Annotated in this window: 15 protein-coding genes; 5 read left to right on the top strand and 10 right to left on the bottom strand. The window is 37.1% G+C overall.

The window, feature by feature from the left end; genetic code table 11:
* Window positions 1-5: 5 nt before the first annotated feature.
* Both IGI52_RS03660 and IGI52_RS03655 read right to left on the bottom strand, forming a co-directional pair.
* Complete coding sequence (locus tag IGI52_RS03660) at window positions 6-500, bottom strand: ECF transporter S component (RefSeq protein WP_016180255.1); 495 nt, start codon at window positions 498-500, stop codon at window positions 6-8.
* Window positions 497-1,294, bottom strand: coding sequence for a bifunctional hydroxymethylpyrimidine kinase/phosphomethylpyrimidine kinase (locus tag IGI52_RS03655; protein WP_242326893.1), 798 nt, complete (start codon window positions 1,292-1,294; stop codon window positions 497-499). The genes IGI52_RS03660 and IGI52_RS03655 overlap by 4 nt, the downstream gene beginning before the upstream one ends.
* A 191-nt stretch (window positions 1,295-1,485) precedes the next feature.
* Here IGI52_RS03655 and IGI52_RS03650 point away from each other — a divergent pair, with 191 nt between their 5' ends.
* The 4 genes from IGI52_RS03650 (at window position 1,486) to IGI52_RS03635 (ending at window position 3,992) form a co-directional block, all read left to right on the top strand.
* Window positions 1,486-2,109 (top strand): NAD(P)H-binding protein, encoded by a 624-nt coding sequence (locus IGI52_RS03650; protein WP_438780513.1) that lies wholly within the window; start codon window positions 1,486-1,488, stop codon window positions 2,107-2,109.
* 160 nt (window positions 2,110-2,269) lie between these two features.
* Window positions 2,270-2,887: a hypothetical protein gene (locus IGI52_RS03645; protein ID WP_438780512.1), complete on the top strand. Its 618-nt coding sequence runs from the start codon at window positions 2,270-2,272 to the stop codon at window positions 2,885-2,887.
* Between the two features lie 118 nt (window positions 2,888-3,005).
* The gene (locus IGI52_RS03640) at window positions 3,006-3,668 is read left to right on the top strand and encodes an HAD family hydrolase (RefSeq protein WP_438780511.1); all 663 of its coding nucleotides are present in this window, start codon (window positions 3,006-3,008) and stop codon (window positions 3,666-3,668) included.
* A gap of 126 nt (window positions 3,669-3,794) precedes the next feature.
* On the top strand, window positions 3,795-3,992 hold the full coding sequence (locus IGI52_RS03635) for a hypothetical protein (protein ID WP_118367962.1): 198 nt from the start codon (window positions 3,795-3,797) through the stop codon (window positions 3,990-3,992).
* 404 nt (window positions 3,993-4,396) lie between these two features.
* Here IGI52_RS03635 and IGI52_RS03630 read toward each other — a convergent pair whose 3' ends face one another.
* The gene (locus tag IGI52_RS03630) at window positions 4,397-5,173 is read right to left on the bottom strand and encodes an ankyrin repeat domain-containing protein (RefSeq protein ID WP_438780510.1); all 777 of its coding nucleotides are present in this window, start codon (window positions 5,171-5,173) and stop codon (window positions 4,397-4,399) included.
* Window positions 5,174-5,465: 292 nt separating this feature from the next.
* Between IGI52_RS03630 and IGI52_RS03625 the strand changes: the two genes are divergently transcribed.
* The gene (locus IGI52_RS03625; RefSeq protein WP_438780509.1) at window positions 5,466-7,565 is read left to right on the top strand and encodes an LTA synthase family protein; all 2,100 of its coding nucleotides are present in this window, start codon (window positions 5,466-5,468) and stop codon (window positions 7,563-7,565) included.
* Between the two features lie 39 nt (window positions 7,566-7,604).
* On the opposite strand, the gene IGI52_RS03620 is transcribed toward IGI52_RS03625, so the two are convergent.
* The 7 genes from IGI52_RS03620 to pbp4 all read right to left on the bottom strand — a co-directional run bounded on the left by IGI52_RS03620 (window position 7,605) and on the right by pbp4 (window position 17,771).
* The gene (locus IGI52_RS03620; RefSeq protein WP_438780508.1) at window positions 7,605-9,491 is read right to left on the bottom strand and encodes an endonuclease MutS2; all 1,887 of its coding nucleotides are present in this window, start codon (window positions 9,489-9,491) and stop codon (window positions 7,605-7,607) included.
* A 459-nt stretch (window positions 9,492-9,950) separates the two neighbouring features.
* Window positions 9,951-11,831 carry an asparagine synthase (glutamine-hydrolyzing) gene (gene asnB / locus IGI52_RS03615; RefSeq protein ID WP_438780507.1) on the bottom strand — a complete coding sequence of 627 codons (1,881 nt, stop codon included), beginning with the start codon at window positions 11,829-11,831 and terminating at the stop codon, window positions 9,951-9,953.
* A gap of 335 nt (window positions 11,832-12,166) precedes the next feature.
* Window positions 12,167-13,198: a hypothetical protein gene (locus IGI52_RS03610; RefSeq protein WP_438780506.1), complete on the bottom strand. Its 1,032-nt coding sequence runs from the start codon at window positions 13,196-13,198 to the stop codon at window positions 12,167-12,169.
* The gene (locus tag IGI52_RS03605) at window positions 13,199-14,047 is read right to left on the bottom strand and encodes a hypothetical protein (RefSeq protein WP_016180267.1); all 849 of its coding nucleotides are present in this window, start codon (window positions 14,045-14,047) and stop codon (window positions 13,199-13,201) included. It lies immediately after the preceding gene.
* A 219-nt stretch (window positions 14,048-14,266) separates the two neighbouring features.
* Window positions 14,267-15,304: a DUF1002 domain-containing protein gene (locus IGI52_RS03600; RefSeq protein ID WP_016180268.1), complete on the bottom strand. Its 1,038-nt coding sequence runs from the start codon at window positions 15,302-15,304 to the stop codon at window positions 14,267-14,269.
* A gap of 201 nt (window positions 15,305-15,505) precedes the next feature.
* On the bottom strand, window positions 15,506-15,688 hold the full coding sequence (locus IGI52_RS03595; RefSeq protein WP_016180269.1) for a hypothetical protein: 183 nt from the start codon (window positions 15,686-15,688) through the stop codon (window positions 15,506-15,508).
* A gap of 55 nt (window positions 15,689-15,743) precedes the next feature.
* Complete coding sequence (pbp4, locus tag IGI52_RS03590; protein WP_438780505.1) at window positions 15,744-17,771, bottom strand: penicillin-binding protein PBP4(5); 2,028 nt, start codon at window positions 17,769-17,771, stop codon at window positions 15,744-15,746.
* Window positions 17,772-17,804 lie beyond the last annotated feature (33 nt).

Here is a 17,804-nt window from a genome sequence, read left to right as displayed (position 1 = left end):
ATTAACTATTTATATTGAGGGTGACGTAGTACTCTTTGCAACGCGTGATAAAGAGGAATGGTCACCGCGATACCAAAAATATTTTGTACAAGATTACCTGGCAGCGAGGCTAAACCGGCTGGCCAACCAAATAGCAATGCCGTAGCTATTGCATAGCCGATAATCATGAACAAACTGGCAAACAGGAATCCAAAAAATAATCCTTTTCGATTTGGAAATTTATTATACAGATAACCTAGAATGAAACCTTGTAGTCCATGAATCACAATCGAAAAAATTGCCCATTCCGGATATCCAGAAATCAAATCGATCAAGCCTCCGCTTAACGCACCTACTAAAAATCCACCAGTCGGACCAAAAAGCATAGCTGAAGCATAAATGCCCACTTCACATAATGTCACGAATCCCTTAGTCGCAGGAATCGGAATAATGAAAAGAATTGAGAGAGTGACAGTCAGAGCCACCATCATCGCCAATTTTGTCATTTCTTTTGTTTTCATGTCATAACCTCCGATTTTACGCTATCACCAAACCAAACATTTCCCTCTCCGTTTTTTAAAAGTAGTCCATTTTTGATCCCCTGATAAACGTACTCCTTGCTATCTTCAATCGCGTTAACCAAATCTTTGCCTAAAACTAAATTCGCTGCAATAGCTGATGCAAAGGTACAACCTGCGCCATTAATCGTTACGTTGGACAATTTAGGTTTAGAAAAATACTGAAAAGTCTCGCCATTATAAAAAAGGTCCGAAGCTAAATTGCCAGAAAGACGTTGACCACCTTTAATTACAACTGATTGTGCACCAAGATCAATAATTTTTTTCGCAGCTTGCTCCATTTCCGTCGGATTAGAAATTTTCTGCTGACTTAAAAGCTCTGCCTCTTTTAAATTCGGCGTAATTACCGTAGCAAAAGGAAATAGCTCAATCAATTTTTCTCGATAGCTATCATTATATACATGATCAGTTTCTTTGAAGGCCATAACTGGATCTAAAACGATTGGACCATCAAATGAACGCAAAAAGCTTTTGACGATTTCCAACGACTCTAATTGATGGATTAGCCCAAGCTTTATCCCATCTAATGAAAGGTTATCTTTTATTGTATTCAATTGATCGTTTAAAAGTTCAGTAGGCAAATTAGTGATTGCAAACTGTCCATTTTTAACAACCGCAATACAGGTAATCGCAGTCAAACCAAATAAATGATAGTCCTCAAATGTCTTTAAATCTGATTGCAGACCACCACCGGCTAAAGTATCCGATCCTGCAATAGTCAATATTGTCCTTGTCATAAAAAACTCCCCAATTAAGACGTATAGATGCAAATTATTTTATAATTCAATCAATGACCTCATTATAAAGTTATACAATAAAAAAGAAACAGCCAATTGGTTGTTTCTTAACTCATCCAATTTTAAGTGCTATTATTTGTACCAGCTAGGGAAATACGTTAGCATAACTAGTGAGGAAGGGGATTATGTATATGAAAATATTTGTTGCCGGAGCTACCGGAAGAGTAGGCGAAGAACTGATCAAAAACTTAGTTGAAAAAGGACACACCGTTTACGCAGGCGCACGTCGTGATGACGCGATTGAAGCGAACGAATCTGTTACCCCGGTTCATTTAGATCTGCATGGCACGATTGATGAAATCGCCAATACATTAACTGATGCAGAAGCAGTTTATTTCGTAGCTGGTTCACGAGGAAAAGATCTATTACAAACAGATTTATATGGCGCTGTAAAATTGATGCAAGCAGTTGAGAAAAAGGGAATTAAACGGTACATTCATTTAAGTTCGCTATTTGCTTTGCAACCAGACAAATGGAGTGGCGCATTGACTGACTATAATATTTCAAAATTCTTCTCAGACAATTGGTTGATTGATAAAACCAATTTAGAGTACACAATTTTGCAACCCGGCAGTCTGAAAGAAACTCCCGGAAGCGGAAAAATAACTACAAATATCACAGAGAAATCTGAGAATTCTATTGAAAACGTTGCTGCTGTTTTAGCAGAGCTGCTCGAACAAGAAAATACCATTAAGAAAGTAATTTTAATGGGAGATGGCAATACACCAATTAACGAAGGGCTAAAAAAAATATAAAGAAATTGGTCCACTCGACGAGAATCCTAGTCTGAGTGGATTTCTCTTTTCTTAATTCAGTCGAGGCGAAAAATATTAAAGAATTTCTTAGTCTTTCTACTAACTTAATGATAAAATAGAGACTGCCGAACATAGAATTCCGTGATTAAGGAGTCGCCTTATGAATCTTCAACATATCCATGATCTTAGAATCGAAGAGGGGGTTCAAATGATCAGAAAAAGAAAGATTGCGAAATATTACATGAAGCAGCAAGGCTTTACAAAAAAAGAAGCGTACGATACAGCAATTAAGACACAGCCTGAATTTGCTGAAGCGCATAATCTTTATCTTGCCTTGTTTAATGAAGCAAAACCCATATTCGCTGATCGTAATGAAAGAGAAAAGGCACTCAGAGTGTATCAGGTTTTCAGTATGATCGCTTTGATTTGCTTTGTTATGTGGTTATTTAGCAATGGTTATTTAGACGGTTCTAGTGTAACAGATAATTTCCTGTTGATTGCGTTGGTAATCAATGTTGCAACTACAAGTTATTTCGATGAAAAAGTAACAGAACGAATTCATGAAAAAAAAATTAAAAAGCTTTTACGAGACAGATCTGAAGCATCAAGGAAATTGCAAAAGGTAGAAGAAATCAAGCGAAATATTTTTCGAGCGGAGCATCGTGGTCTGACGTTAGTAGAAGAACGCAAAGTAGAAGACGAAAAAAATACTGAGCCGCAATCGAAAATTATTACACTTGAAAAAATAAAAGCCCTTCGAGGGAAAATGAAGAAATAGCCGACTACGTGAAGGAACTACGTAATTGGCTATTTTTGTGGTTTAAATCTTAAATCAATTTGCTTTTTATGAAAAGGTTTGCAATAATTCCCATTAAAGAGATTAAGGAGGCAAATGAATGATTAAGGCGATAATATTTGATATGGATGGTGTGATTGTCGATACTGAGTTTCAAGATTTTCGCATTCAGCAGGAATTCATCAAAAAAGAAAATCCAGCGATCAATCAAGTGAAAACCAATTTCGACGAATTGATTGGTCAGTCTTACAATATGCTTTATGAAACGTTAAGAAAATTTATCGGCAGCAACGATTCTTTAAATGAAATTAAGCGTCGTTTTGAAGCATACAATGCCATTGCGTATGAATCAATTAACTACCAACAACTGTTCCGGAAAGAGCTTCTTCCAATTTTAAAATGGGCCAAATCAAAAGGAGTTTTGCTGGCAGTTGCATCATCTTCAACCTATGAACACATCATCGAAGTGTTGAATTCTTGTAACATCAAGGATTATTTTGACGTGATTTATAGCGGCGAATTTGTCGAAGAAAGCAAGCCAAATCCAGCGATTTATTTAAATACATTAGAAAAACTAAATGTCTCAGCAAATCAAGCGATCACCATTGAAGATTCTTATTATGGCATCAGCGCAGCAAAAGCTGCGGGTATCACCACGATCGCCTATAAGGAAACAAGAGCTGCTATTGACCAAAGTGCGGCAGATTATTTAGCTGAAGACATGACGGAAGCCTATGAGATTATTCAGACATTAAATAAATAGGAGAGAGGGAGGCAAATAAAATAGAAATAAACAATCAATTTAATATGATACACCAACTATTAATGACGGTACAAACGAATTTCATTATGGTACCTTGTACTCAAAACAGCTATAGAGGTGATTTTCATGATTGATTTTATTTCTAAAGAGGAATTTTTAAAAGCCGGATTGGATTTTACAGACCTTTTTGAGGAATCGCTATTCGAGTATTATCTAGAATTAGATGGATTAATGTATTACGATCCTAAGACAAAATATATGTACGATAAACAAGGAGTGAAAGCCTTTTATGTTGAACAGGTTTTCACTGGTGTAGAAAGATAGAGTGTTTTAAGACGCTGTAAAAAATGCAGCGTTTTTTTTTGGATTTTTTTGCAAATCGTTTTTGTAAATTTTTAGGTCAGCAATTCATCTTAATGTGATTATTTTTAGTTTCTGATTTTATTTTGTTGTTATTATAGTTGGAAAAGGAAAAAAATTTTAGTTTTACTGGTTAAATGGAAAATCAGTTGATAAACAAGTTAGAAAAGATATAGTCATCAGATTAATAAACAACAAAAGCTATTAAGTCATAATTTAGTCAGAATCAGCAAATAAATCCTAGAATAGTTTTAATTTAACTTTGTTTAATGTATATTATGTAAACTAAAATAAAAAATTTAAAGGAGCTCTTGCTTATGCTCCTTTATCTATTACTCAATAACAAATTTTTTGTTTCTCAATTTTATCTAAGTATTTGTTTGCAGTAGCTTAGAAATATTCCCATAACCTAGTTCATTTGCGTAGTCTTTAGCTGTTTTACCAAAATTATCGACAATGTTGGGATCTGCGCCATGTTTTAACAGTTCAGCAACAATATCTTGGTAAACCTGTGAACCGTCTCTTAATGCAACGGCTTCAATCAACGCTGTATATCCATAATCATTTTGATGATTGACATTCACATGACCATCATTTAAAAGGATTTTTACATTTTCTAGATGGCCTTTTTCTGCAGCCGGAATTAATGCGTTTCCACCAAAACGATTCGTAATCGTTTGATCTGGCATGCTATTAGACAACATATAAGCTAAAATCTCTGTTCTGCCTTCTGCACCTGCATACAGATATGGACTGTCCTGAATAGTATCTTGTTGATTGACATTTGCTCCGGCGCTAATCAATTTTTTGGCTATTTCTACTTGATTATTATGAACCGCAATCATTAACGGTGTTTCTGCTTTTTCATTCACTTCGTTGATTGGGTACGATGGTGATTTAAGAATCTCTGTTACTTCATCAAGATTATTAGCTGAAACTGCCTGTAGCAAACTTCCTGAAGCATAAGTCAATGTCTTCTCCTCCTTTGTTTTTTGTGTACTGGATAATTTGCTTTCCGAGTTTTTCGAAGAAGTCTTGGGAATCGATTCATCACTTGAAGAGCTACTCGTTTTTTTATTTGATGAACCAAACTGACAGCCCGCTAAAATAAATAGAAAAAGCATCATAATAATGATTTTTTTCACACTATCTCTCCTCCCGTAATTATTTTCTATATTCACAATCTGTGTTTCAGATAACTTCTCTTACTTTTTTGCACATTATAGCATTCATGAGATAAATCATTCCTATAGAATGCTTCGATAAAAGAATCATTCTAATTCATAAATCATGTTTATTAAGATTTGCTTATGTTCTTTAAGGCAGCAAATATAAATGCTGATGTATCAAGGCATTTTACGGTACTTGGTTTGACCTTCGATTAAAAAACCGATAAACTATTTAAGGAAATGGAAAATAATGATGAGGAGCATGAAAATGTCTCGTTTAAAAAAATATAATGAGTTTATAAATACTAGAGTTGGCTTTTTCAGCCTGCTGATCGGTTTGCTTTGGCTGAAAAATATGTTTGCTTATGTAGTTGATTTTCATTTAAGTATTCAAAACCCGATGCAATTATTTATTTTATTAATCAATCCATTAAGTGTTTCGATGCTGTTAATCAGCATTGGTCTTTTTATTAAACGTTCAAAGGTCGCTTATACGACTTTATTTATCATTTATGGGATTTTGACAATCTGGCTCTTTTCTAATGCTGTCTATTATCGTGAGTTTACTGATTTTATTACGATCAATACGATGCTTGGTGCGGGTCAAGTTTCGACTGGTTTAGGTGAAAGTGCCGTTCGTCTTTTTCGCTGGTACGATATTTTTTACATCTTAGATTTATTTGCTTTACCTGTTCTGCTTTTTAAAAAGAAAATTATCATTGAGGAAAAACATCCGCGTTTTCGTAAAGCGGCGGCTCTTTCTGCCCTCTCCTTACTAATCTGTAGCGGAAATATTTTTCTGGCTGAAATTGATCGTTCCGGACTTTTGAGTCGACAATTTTCTCGTGAATATTTAGTTAAATACCTTGGTGTCAATGCTTTTACTGTATATGATAGTTATCAAACCTTTCAAAATAACCAAATCCGAGCAGAAGCAAGTCCAAACGATTTGAAGGAAGTTAAAAGTTATATCAGAGAACATTATGCTGAACCTAATGATTCTATGTTCGGTATTGCTAAAGGGAAAAATGTGGTCTACATTCATTTGGAAAGCTTCCAGCAATTTCTAATTGACTATCAATTAACTGATGAAAATGGTGTCAATCATACGGTGACGCCGTTTCTAAATAGTCTGTATCATGGGGAAAGCACTTATAGTTTCGATAACTTCTTCCATCAAGTGAAGGCTGGGAAAACTTCAGACGCGGAAACCCTGATGGAAAATTCTTTATTTGGATTGAATCAAGGTGCATTATTCACACAATTAGGGGATAAAAATACCTTTGAAGCAGCACCGAATATCTTAAACCAAAAAGCTGGCTATACATCTGCTGTATTCCACGGACATTCTGCGTCTTTTTGGAATCGTGATAAGACCTATAAGCATTTAGGCTTTGATTATTTCTTTGATTCTTCTTATTATGATGTGAATGATGACAATTCCTTCCAATACGGAATGCATGATAAGCCCTTCTTAAGTCAGTCGGTTCAATATTTGGAGCATTTACAGCAACCGTTTTATACGAAGTTCATAACTGTGTCTAATCATTACCCTTATTCTAGTTTCAAGAATGACGAAGATGGATTCCCTTTGGCAAACACTAAAGACGAAACAATTAATGGTTACTTTGCCACAGCGAATTACTTGGATACCGCTCTCAAAGAGTTCTTTGATTATATGAAAGCTAGTGGTCTATATGACAAATCCATTTTTGTTTTGTATGGCGATCACTACGGCATCTCAAACACACGTAATAAAGAATTGGCTTCTCTGCTTGGAAAGGATTCAGATAGCTGGACCGATTTTGACAATGCTCAACTGCAACGAGTTCCGTTTATGATTCATGTTCCTGGCACGACAAACGGCGGCATTAACCACACCTACGGCGGACAGGTCGATGCTCTCCCTACTCTGCTGCATTTATTAGGGATTGATTCGAAGAAATATCTGCAGTTGGGACAGGATCTATTTTCAGCTGACCACAAACAGGTTGTCGCGTTTCGCGATGGGGATTTTGTTACACCGCAATATACTTTCTACGGCGGAAAAATGTATGACAATCAAACAGCTCAAGTAGTTGATGAACCAACACCAGAACAGGAAAAAACCTTTATTGAATTGAATCAGGCTGTTGACGAGCAATTGATCACCTCTGATAAAATCACAAACGGCGACTTGCTGAGGTATTATCAAGATAGTGGCTTGAATTCAATTGATCCAAGTTCATATGATTACCGCAACCAGAAAGAACGTTTGGAAGAAATCGAACGACAAAAAGGAGCGCAGTCTTCTAGCTTGTATAGTGAGAACAATCAACGATCAACAGTTGGGCTATATAAAACGAAATCCTATCAACAATATGAGTAAAATAAAAAATCCTCCAGTCAAAAAAACTGGAGGATTTTTTTAGCCTTGTCTTCTTTGTAGAGCTTCTTTTTTTAATTTGCGTTGAGCTTTCTTCGAACCGCGATCAATATCACGACGCTCCTTACGCGTATGGAAGTCTTCGAATAGGTTTTCAAGCTCATAATCTGCTGGGTAAAGTTCACTAGCCCGGAACTCGAGCTTGATTCGGCGCTTAGGAACTTCGACAAACTGTTCATTTAAAAAGACTGTTACATTATCCGTAAATGGAACTTCCTGATAAACAAGGGCTGATTCTTGCTGTTCTAACAAGAAAACTTTATCGCCTTTATAATAAGTTATTTCAATAGATTCAGATATCTGCTTTTTAGCTTTCTTTTTAAAGCTTTTCTTTTCAAGACTATAGTTACGATCTGTAAAATAATTCTGTGCTTTAGCGATAATCTGATCAGAGATCGCCATTTTTTTAGCAATCCACAGAGCGTTACTTTCTCCCGTTTGTCCAATTAATAAACGATACTTCGGCGTCAAATGCTCAGCATCAAAATCCATAGCTGCGGTAATGAAGTCCGGATGCTGTTCAGCAAAACGCTTAATCTCACCGTAATGTGTAGTAGTTATTAGAATACTCCCTTTTTGGTAGAACTCTTCCATGATCGCAATCGCTAGGGCAGCGCCCTCATTCGGTTCGGTCCCACTCCCTAATTCATCTAATAAAATCAAGCTGTTCTTATGCGTTTGTCGGAGAATTTCGGAAATATTTTGCATATGACCAGAAAAAGTACTCAAAGCATTCTCGATACTCTGTGCATCACCGATATCAACAAAGATCTGATCGAAAATGGCGATCTCTGTTCCATCTTTGGCCGGGATTTGTAAGCCAATCATCGTCATCAGCGTCATTAAAGCAACGGTTTTTAAAACGACGGTCTTCCCACCGGCGTTTGGTCCGGTGATGGTTAAGCCGCGATACTCTTCACCGATGGTTAAATCAAGCGGTACAGCTTTTTCAATTAGCGGATGGGTGGCAGATACCAAGTGAATATACCCATCAGTATTTATCTCTGGTGTTATGCCCTTTAATTCACGACTGAACTTTCCCCGAGCAAAAATATGATCAAACTCAGCAATAATTTCAATATTTTGTTGAATTAATGGTAATGCTTCAGCTAGCAAACCCGTCAAAGTTGCAAGAATTTGATAAACTTCTGACTCTTCAACAAGTTTATGATAGGTCAATTGCTCGTTCCAACGACTGACGCTGCTAGGTTCGATATAAGCAGTTGTTCCTTTACTTGAAAGCTCCACGATCGTTCCTTTGACTTGTTTCTTATAGGCTGCCTTAATAGGTACCGTAAAAATATCATTTCGTTTAGTGATGATCGCCTCTTGCATTTTCTCTTTATTTTGACGAATAAATTTCTTCAATAATTCTTGAATTTTATCTTGTGTTTCTGCAATATCTCGCCGTGCACGGCGCAGTTCACGACTGGCATCATCAACAATCCGACCATTACGGATCACCTGGTAAATTTCTGCCTCAATTTCATTGAAATCATTTAACCCTAGAGCATAACGATTCAATGTTGGAGCAATACTTTGGTTCTTCTCGAAAAATTGCTGAATCAAACGTAGACTACGTAAGAAGTCTGCATATTCTAATAATTCTTGAGGGGTTAGGACAAACCCTTTTTCTAGTTGATTGGTGATATGTTCGATGCTTTGCAGCCCCATAAATGGTACATGCAGATTGCTATCAAGTAAGTTTTTGGCTTCGGTTGTTTCTGTCAGCCTTTTTTTAACAACTGAAAGCTTAGAATGTGGCTGTGTCCCTTCTATAAGTTTCTTACCAAAACTGCTAATTGCATAGCTGCTTAGTTGTTGTTTGATTTCATTAAATTGGGTTTTTGTATATGTTTCGTTATTCATGGTCTCTTCCTTTCGATTGAAAAGACACCTATCGAGGCTTTGGGAAACTTAGCAGTAATGTCATTATGAATTTCGTATACATATGATTTTATCAGCTATGGGAGTCGGATAAACAGACACTCAGTTAGCTCACTTATAATGAATTATTTTTCCAAAAAGCGGAAAAATAATCCTATCTTCGTATGCATACGATTCCACTAGATGCGCTAAAGTGCACGGTGGAAGTCGCAAAAAAAGCTGTGAAGATTCCTCTTCACAGCTTGAATTCGAGTTCATCAGCTTTGATAGGTATCATCTAATTTGGCATGCGAAATAAACCTGTTAAAACAGTCTTTTTTTCGCTATCAAGTTACTCCAAATTAAATAACTACACTCACCAAGACACCTCATAATTTTTGTTAAGTTTCCTTATTCCTAGTCTAACCTGACTGAATATTTTTGTCAAATCCAGTTAAACAATTACGCGATTGTGGCTGGAACTGGTTTTACGCCATCATTGATAAAGTACACTTGGTACCAAGTCAAAAATGTGTAGATTGTCCAGATTTTACGACGACCGTCTGCTGTTCCAGCGAAATTATCGTCTAGTAGTTTCACAATTTTCTCTTGATCAAAGAACTCTTTGACAAAGTCTTGCGTAAAGACATTCCGCACGATTTGATAAAATTTCTCCTCACGCAACCAATCTTTGATCGGCACTGGGAAGCCCAGTTTTTCACGATTGTACCATTCCTCTGGCAAATGACGCGCGGCCGCTTGACGGAAGGCAAATTTCGTATTTTCAGCATTGATCAAATATTTCGTTGGTACAATTTCAGAGACCTTCATCATTTCTTTGTCTAGTAATGGTACCCGAACTTCTAATGAATTAGCCATTGCCAATTTGTCAGCCTTCAAGAGAATATCTTTCGGCATCCATTGGTGCATGTCCAAATACTGCATTTTTTTGATTTCAGACATATCTTGAACTTTTTCGTAGTGAACATCAACAATGTCTTTGATCGTTGGACTTTGTTGGTATTCAGGCTGTAAATAGTCAACTGCTTCATCTTCTTCAAAGACCTTCGCTTGACCAATAAAGAACTCTTCCGCTGGTGCTAAAGAAGTGTACAAATGCAATGCACCTTTAAAGGTTTTGCCCTTCAATCCTTTAGCGATCGAGTAACGCATACCCTTTGGTAATTTTTTAAGACCTTCAGCTACAACCTTAACTGCTTTTGACTTTGTATTCATCCCATAAGCTTGGTACCCAGCAAACAATTCATCAGCGCCTTCACCACTCAACGCCACCCGTACATCACGGCTAGCAAGTTCAGTTAAGAAATACAGCGGCACACATGAAGGGTTAGAATCTGGTTCATCCAAATGGTATTGGATCAACGGGAAGTATTCGAAGGCTTCATCGCCGGTAACGACACGAGAAGTATTGTTTAAATCAATTAAATCAGCCAATTTTTTGGCTTCAATCGATTCGTTATAAGATTTGTCCCCGAAACCAATCGAATAGGAATGTTCTGGGCGTAAGACAGCTGTTACGTAGCTTGAATCCACACCAGATGACAAGAACGAACCAACCTCTACATCGGCAATTCGATGCGCTTCAACTGATTTCACCACGGTATCATCGATTAAATCAACCGTTTCTTCTAAAGTCATATTGGTTTCTTGCTCTTTCACATCCCAATATTGCTGAATGTCTAATTTGCCATCTTTGTAGATAAAATAATGGCCTTCTTTGATCCGATAAACATTTTTGAAGAAGGTTTCATCCAGTGCTGAATATTGGAAGGTCATATAAGGCTTCAAAGCTTCCTTATTTAGTTCTTTAACAAAGTTTGGATGCTGCAAGAAGCTCTTGATTTCTGAGCCGTACATAAACGTTCCATTCATTATGGTGTAATAAAGCGGCTTAATTCCAAAATGATCACGAGCGCCAAATAATTCTTGTTTTTTCGTATCCCAGATCACGAAAGCAAACATGCCGCGAATTTTTTGTAATAAGTCAATTCCATATTCTTCATAACCATGTAATAGCACTTCAGTATCTGCATGTGTTGTAAACACATGGCCTTTTGCGATCAAATCTTCGCGAATACTTTGGTAGTTATAAATTTCTCCGTTAAAGGTGATAATTTTTGTACCGTCTTCATTTTTGATTGGCTGTGTACCGCCCTCAAGGTCAATAATACTTAAACGACGGAAACCTAAAGCAGCACCTTCATCAATAAATTGTCCAGCGCTATTAGGTCCGCGGTGAACGATTGTATCCATCATATTTTTAACAATTTGTTCTTTTTGCGTTGTATCTGAACGGTCAATAAATCCTACAATTCCACACACAATCTCTACCCTCTTTCAAACATGGTAAACTGATACTCTTTCATATCAACTTTCAAAGTATATCATAGGATTTACGGACTTTCACGAGTGAACGTGATTTCCTATAAAAAAAGCTCGAAAATTTAATTTTTTTCAAAGGGAAAAGAGCAGGGTTTTAAAACGAGTCAGATTTGGAAAGACTTCGCGAACTCGCCAGCTTTTGCTTATTGCTCAAAAGCTAAATCATGAGGCTGAACATGGATATAGCTGCTTATTCATGTAAAAATTTAATCCTTTCCACAAGTAAAAAAACACGCATTTCACCAAAAGACTTTGGAGCAACACGTGTTGTTTCATTATTCAGTAATAGTCAATGGTACTAAGAATGGATAGCTGCCAAAAAATTCGATCAACGATTTATTTTTACGATCGGTATTTAGCTTCAGACTACTTGACTCATCTTGTAAATTCTGTTCGATTGTCACCGTCTGATTGCCGTCTAAAGCGATCAGGTAACTATTTTCATCAATTTTTTTGAAGTCATAGTTTTCGTTATTCATAGTAGTGATAAAGATTCTGTCCAGCACATCAACTGGTGTCTTATGATGAAGATCTACTGTCAGATCTAGTGGCTTGCTATTATCTAAAAGATTGTCATCAAATTCGAATCCCAGCTCTTTCATATGTGTCATGACATCATTCATTTCACGACTGAACATTGAATTTTGTCCGCTAGTGTAAATATGCTTGTTATAGCAATCTCTTAATAACGTCAAAACAGCTTCATCTAAAACAGTGACTTTCATCGTTTCTGGATAAACTTGCATTAGTTTGATCTTTTCATTGCGGAATTTACCGTCAGAGGTCGGCATCATGAAACTAAAGTTGATAACATTCTCATTAGTTAAGCGATACGAAAGATTGAAATGCTTGCTTTCCCAAGTTGAAAAATCATTTGTTGAAAGGTAAAGTCCATAATTTTCTAATGGCTTAATCAACTCAAAGGTAATGTATTCCAATAAAGCGCCCTTTGCGATCGCTGAAATCGAAAACTCTTCCTTCAAATAGATTTTACGGAAGTAATCCAACAATGTCGGAAAATCTGATTCCATTAACACCTTTCGGAATTTTAAATCAGCAATTTCTTTTTCCGCATCATCGATTAAGCGAAGTAAATCCTGATAGTTTTCACTGCGATTATCATAATAATTTAGGGAAGAATCACTAACAGGTTTGTTTTGAGGCGTTGCCTTAAAGGTTTCAACGGATTCCTCGGTCGGCTCATCATCGGGGTGAAGAATTTCTTTCTCGCGAATATTCAAGCCTGGTTCTTCAGACTCGACCAGTGCATCGTAAATCTGATTGATTTTATTTTTTTCTTCAGTCATTTATTCTGCCCCCCTGTTTAAGAAATCCTTGATAAAAATTTCAAGTGCGGCATCCATTTCTTCCAAACCGCCGAACCTTTTTTTAATCAAGCGCAGCTCTTTCAATGCAATTGCTTGTTCTAGCTCGATTCTGGCAATTTTGTTCTCTAACGCAATCTTTTGTGACTCTCCAGATAGCTGATCGCCAACAAAAGGAGTCCATTCGCTTCGCTGTCTTTTTAGTTCCTTTAGCTTGTCATCGATTACTTCGATTTCTTCTTCGATTTTTTTGCGATTCATAAAGCTTTTCGTTTCTTCAAGCTCAGCCTTGAGTTTTTCCTGATGTGCAATCTTGCCATTTATCTCACGAAGCTCTGATTGAGCGGCAATTGTTTTTGCATCAAAATCATCCTGTTGGTTTTGAAGTTGCAATAGTTGTTCTTTATATTCACCATTCATGACCTTTTCCCATTGTTCACGAATCTCAGGCAATATTTTAATAGTTGGTTGTGTAGCATCGACTTGCAGCACCGACCTGTCTCGATAGTAACTGCCAATCTGATAATTTATCAAAATCGGTGAGACGACATCTCGCATGATCATAAATGGGAACGTCCTCTGAATTTCTTGATCCAATTTGCTTGTCAAAAAATTATCGATTTCATGATTTGCGTTACTGGATTGTTGAATTGAAGCTGGCAATTCATTCCAATAGATCTGGTAAACATCGCCCATACGTTCTTCTTTCATAGCTTCTTCCAACCGTTTGATCTGCCCCATCAACCCACCTAACACATCGGAAGCAGATTCCTTCACTGAATCAAATGATGTTTCAGTTTGAAGTTCTTCCTGTTTCTCTGGAGTCTCCATCTAAGACCCTCCTTCATTTTTAATAGTTAACTATATAATAAATATTACCATAATTATTATTGATACTATTCATTGTGAGAGAAAATATCTAAATATTTCCTTTAGAATCAGAAACCACTCCTCTATTTTACCCTAGCCGAGAGATAATGATAAGCATAAACTGTTGACGTACGTAAAAAAAGATTGTGTCAGACTTAAAAAATGACACAATCTTTTTAATTAATTTGTTAATCCGCTGAAGAAATCTTTAATTTGCTGCCATAAATTTGCAAAAAATCCTTGATTATCTTCCAATGTACCTTTGAGTGAATCACCAAACTTTCCTAGTTGATCAGAGACTTTATTGACCGTTCCTTTAAAATCATCGCTAATTTTATCTAGTTGTTGAATGGATTCCTTGTCTAATACGCCGTCGGTTGTTTGATACTGTTGTGCAAGAGCTACTAATTTGTTGACATCATCTTTCGTTACATATTGGGAAAGATTATTTTTTTCCAATGCATCATTGACAATTTTTTCAACATCTTCTTTCGTCGCCAACTCATTTTGTTTTTCCTTAAGCTCAGCCAATTCCTTTTTAATATCTACTAACGTCTGGTTCAATTGTGCCTTATAGGCTTCATCAGCCTTTTCTTTTTCGCTGTCCGACAGGTTTTGATTTTGACTTTGCTCATTGGCTTTATTGACAACCGATTGTGAAACATCAGAAGTTGTGTCTAATTCGGTCTGTGCTAATTGAGCTCTTTCAGGATCAACAGTCTCGCCATTTGACTCAAACGCTTTATACACACCTGTCAAAGCACTTTCCCCTGTCACTTTTACCACACTAGCAACTTTAACTGTCGCATCAGTAATACCCGCTGTAACTAAAGGATTTTTATATTGATCTGCGGTAATTTGCGTAATATTTTGCGGAGTTAAGATGTTGACATTGATCCCTTTTCCCTGATCTTCTCGATTCACAACCACTGAACTCAACATGACACTATCATCACCGCTGCCATAGCCTAAATATTTTACTAAATCAGCACCAGTTGCTTTTTCCATCTTTACGCTGTCTTGATTGATTCCCAATTTATCCATCGTTTCGTTTAATTGTTGCTGATTCAAGCCTGCCCCGGCAACAAATGTTGGTTTTCCCCAACGCTCATTAATTGCTCCATCATTAGCCTCCGCGTGGACTTTAGAACTGCCGATCAATCCAGCACCTATTGAGAGTCCTATACCTGCTAATAAAATATATTTATGAAATTTCATAACAATGCCTCCTGTTTCTTGATAGTCTTATTTTAGCTGATTTACTTCTGTTTACTAACTCAGAACCCTTTTGTTTAAATAATAATTTACCAAACTAAGAATCTCTTAAGCTTTTTATCAGTCTTAAGTTGGAGGTAAACGTGAATTTTACATGATATAGAAAAAACTTCCCAACAAAAGCTGTTGAGAAGTTTTTGAGAATTACTTTTCTTTTGTCGTAAAATGGATCTTACCTTGATCATCACGTTCCAAGTAAGTTACTTCCTTTAGGTAGCTGAAATGTAGTTCTTTGATGCTGTTATCCTCCAACATCGTCTCGTAACCTTCAAAAATTGCTCGAATGTATTGTTTGTATGCTTGCTTTTTTCGTTGTCGCTTGTTCATAAGACACCGTCCTTCTTGGTTATCTTACCAATCTACGGCTTTTCAGACAAGTATTTTATTGATATGTTTGACTTAAATAGGTCAATAACTCTTTGGATAGATCTGTTGCGGAGGTTCCTTCAGGCTTATTCTCAAGGAACTCAACCACTGAGTAATTCTGTTTCTCGGAATCAAAAGCATATAAGAAACTATTTTCTTGTCCCTTTTCATCTTGCTTTTGTTTGATTTCTGCGGTGCCTGTTTTTGCAGCTAAAGGAATATTTAGCTCAGCCAGGCTGTGGGCCGTTCCATTTTCATCACTGACCACCGCCTGCATATCAGCAGTAATCGTTTCAGCTGAGCTGGCTTTAATAACTTCTTTTTCATTCTTTGTCTCTCTGTCAGCAATCAACTTAGGATAAACCATCGTTCCTTTATTAGGAAAGACGGAATAGGCAGTGATCTGTTGGATTGGATTAAGTAATAATTGTCCTTGTCCATAGCCGGTATCCGCTAATAAGATTTCTGAGTCAAAACTGTCCTTGCTAGAAATTTGTGCTTTATTCATTGCAATCGGTAGATCCAGTTCCTTACCAAAAATAAATTTGTTTAATCCATCTCGGAAAGTTTTTTCACCCATTTTCAATGTCTCTTGCGCCATATAAATATTGTCAGAATAGACTAATGCAGTCCTTAAGTTGACTGGACTAACATCTGAGACACGCGTCACCTGATAGGAACCCCAAGAGCTATCCTTTTGCCATTTCAAACCGTTAATTGCCAACTCCTCGTTCGGATTCAGTGTACCGCCATCCAAGCCAATCGCAGCAGTAATCGTTTTAAAGGTTGAGCCTGGCGCATACCCATTTGCGAAACGACTCATAAAGGGCTGATTTTTATCATTGCTATAAGCTTCGTACTCAGACTGACTAATACCATTCGTCATTTTATTTGGATCAAAACTTGGTGAACTTGCTGCCACTAATAGCTCACCAGTTTTTGGAGCCATCACCACACTTGAACCAGCTTGTCCGTTCAAACTGTTATAAGCGATTTGCTGAGCGCGACTGTCAATTGTTAATTTGACATTTTCACCATCTTTTTTGTCGATCTTCTGCAAGACCTTTTTCTCATTTCCTTTACTATCAGTAATAGCTAGTGATCCGCCATCTTTACCTCGTAGCTGCTTATCCAGAGCCATTTCTAATCCGCTACGACCAATCAAGCTATCGCTAGCAAGTTCACTGTTTTTCTTCATATCCTCGGCAGTCACTTTGCCTACATATCCAATTAGTTGTGCTGCTGCTTCTTTTAGAGGATACGTACGACCAGTTACTTCTTTGACTTCTAACCCTTCTGGCGTTTCCTTCGGTGCATCTGCGGTAGTTTTTAATGGTACAAAGAAATCATCTTGGACCCATCCCTGTGCTAAAGCGGAATCCACATCTTTAGCAGTAATATCTAAACTTTTAGCAATTGCCTCGACTTTAGCCGTCCGTACTTCTCCAGTGCCAAGATTTTTGGGAACGATTCCCGATTGGTAAACTGTTCCATTCGTGGCAATACCTTGACCGCTACGATCTAAAATCTCCCCGCGAGTCGCTGGATCAACCTTGTAGTTGACCTTATCCTTTCCAGACATTCCAGGAAAAATCAAATTCGGTTTCCAATTGATCTCTTTTCCAGCATCTGTTAATGTGCCAGAGTATTTTTGGTTACTTATTTTCCCAAAGCCCGTATTCACTGATAACTTGTAGCTAAATCGATAGGTGCCGTCTTTCTTATCTACCGTCAAATCAGTCATTTTGATATTCGACGCACTGATACCAGAGAAGATTGATTGATACTTTTCGGCTACTTGTTTTTTTGAATAGCCGCTCGCCTTCACTGAATCAGCATTTAGATTTTTGGTGATATCTTGATAGTTCTCTTTTTGCAAGCTTTTGACAAAGGCCTTGACGGTTGCCTCTCCTTGTTTTTTTACTTGACTCGCTTGATAAGCGCGAACACCAAAGAAACCAGCCACCAGCAAAATTATAATTCCAACAATAATAATTGGCAGTTGCTTATTAGTTTGTTTTTTTGTACGTGTACTTCTCTCCATACAGGATTCCCTCCCTAGCTTCTTTCGTCCAGT

The sequence above is a fragment of the Enterococcus sp. DIV0187 genome (assembly GCF_051713785.1).
GTDB lineage: Bacteria > Bacillota > Bacilli > Lactobacillales > Enterococcaceae > Enterococcus_A > Enterococcus_A avium.
The sequence above is the reverse complement of the archived record's forward strand: the minus strand, read 5'-3'. Positions and strand labels throughout refer to the sequence as shown.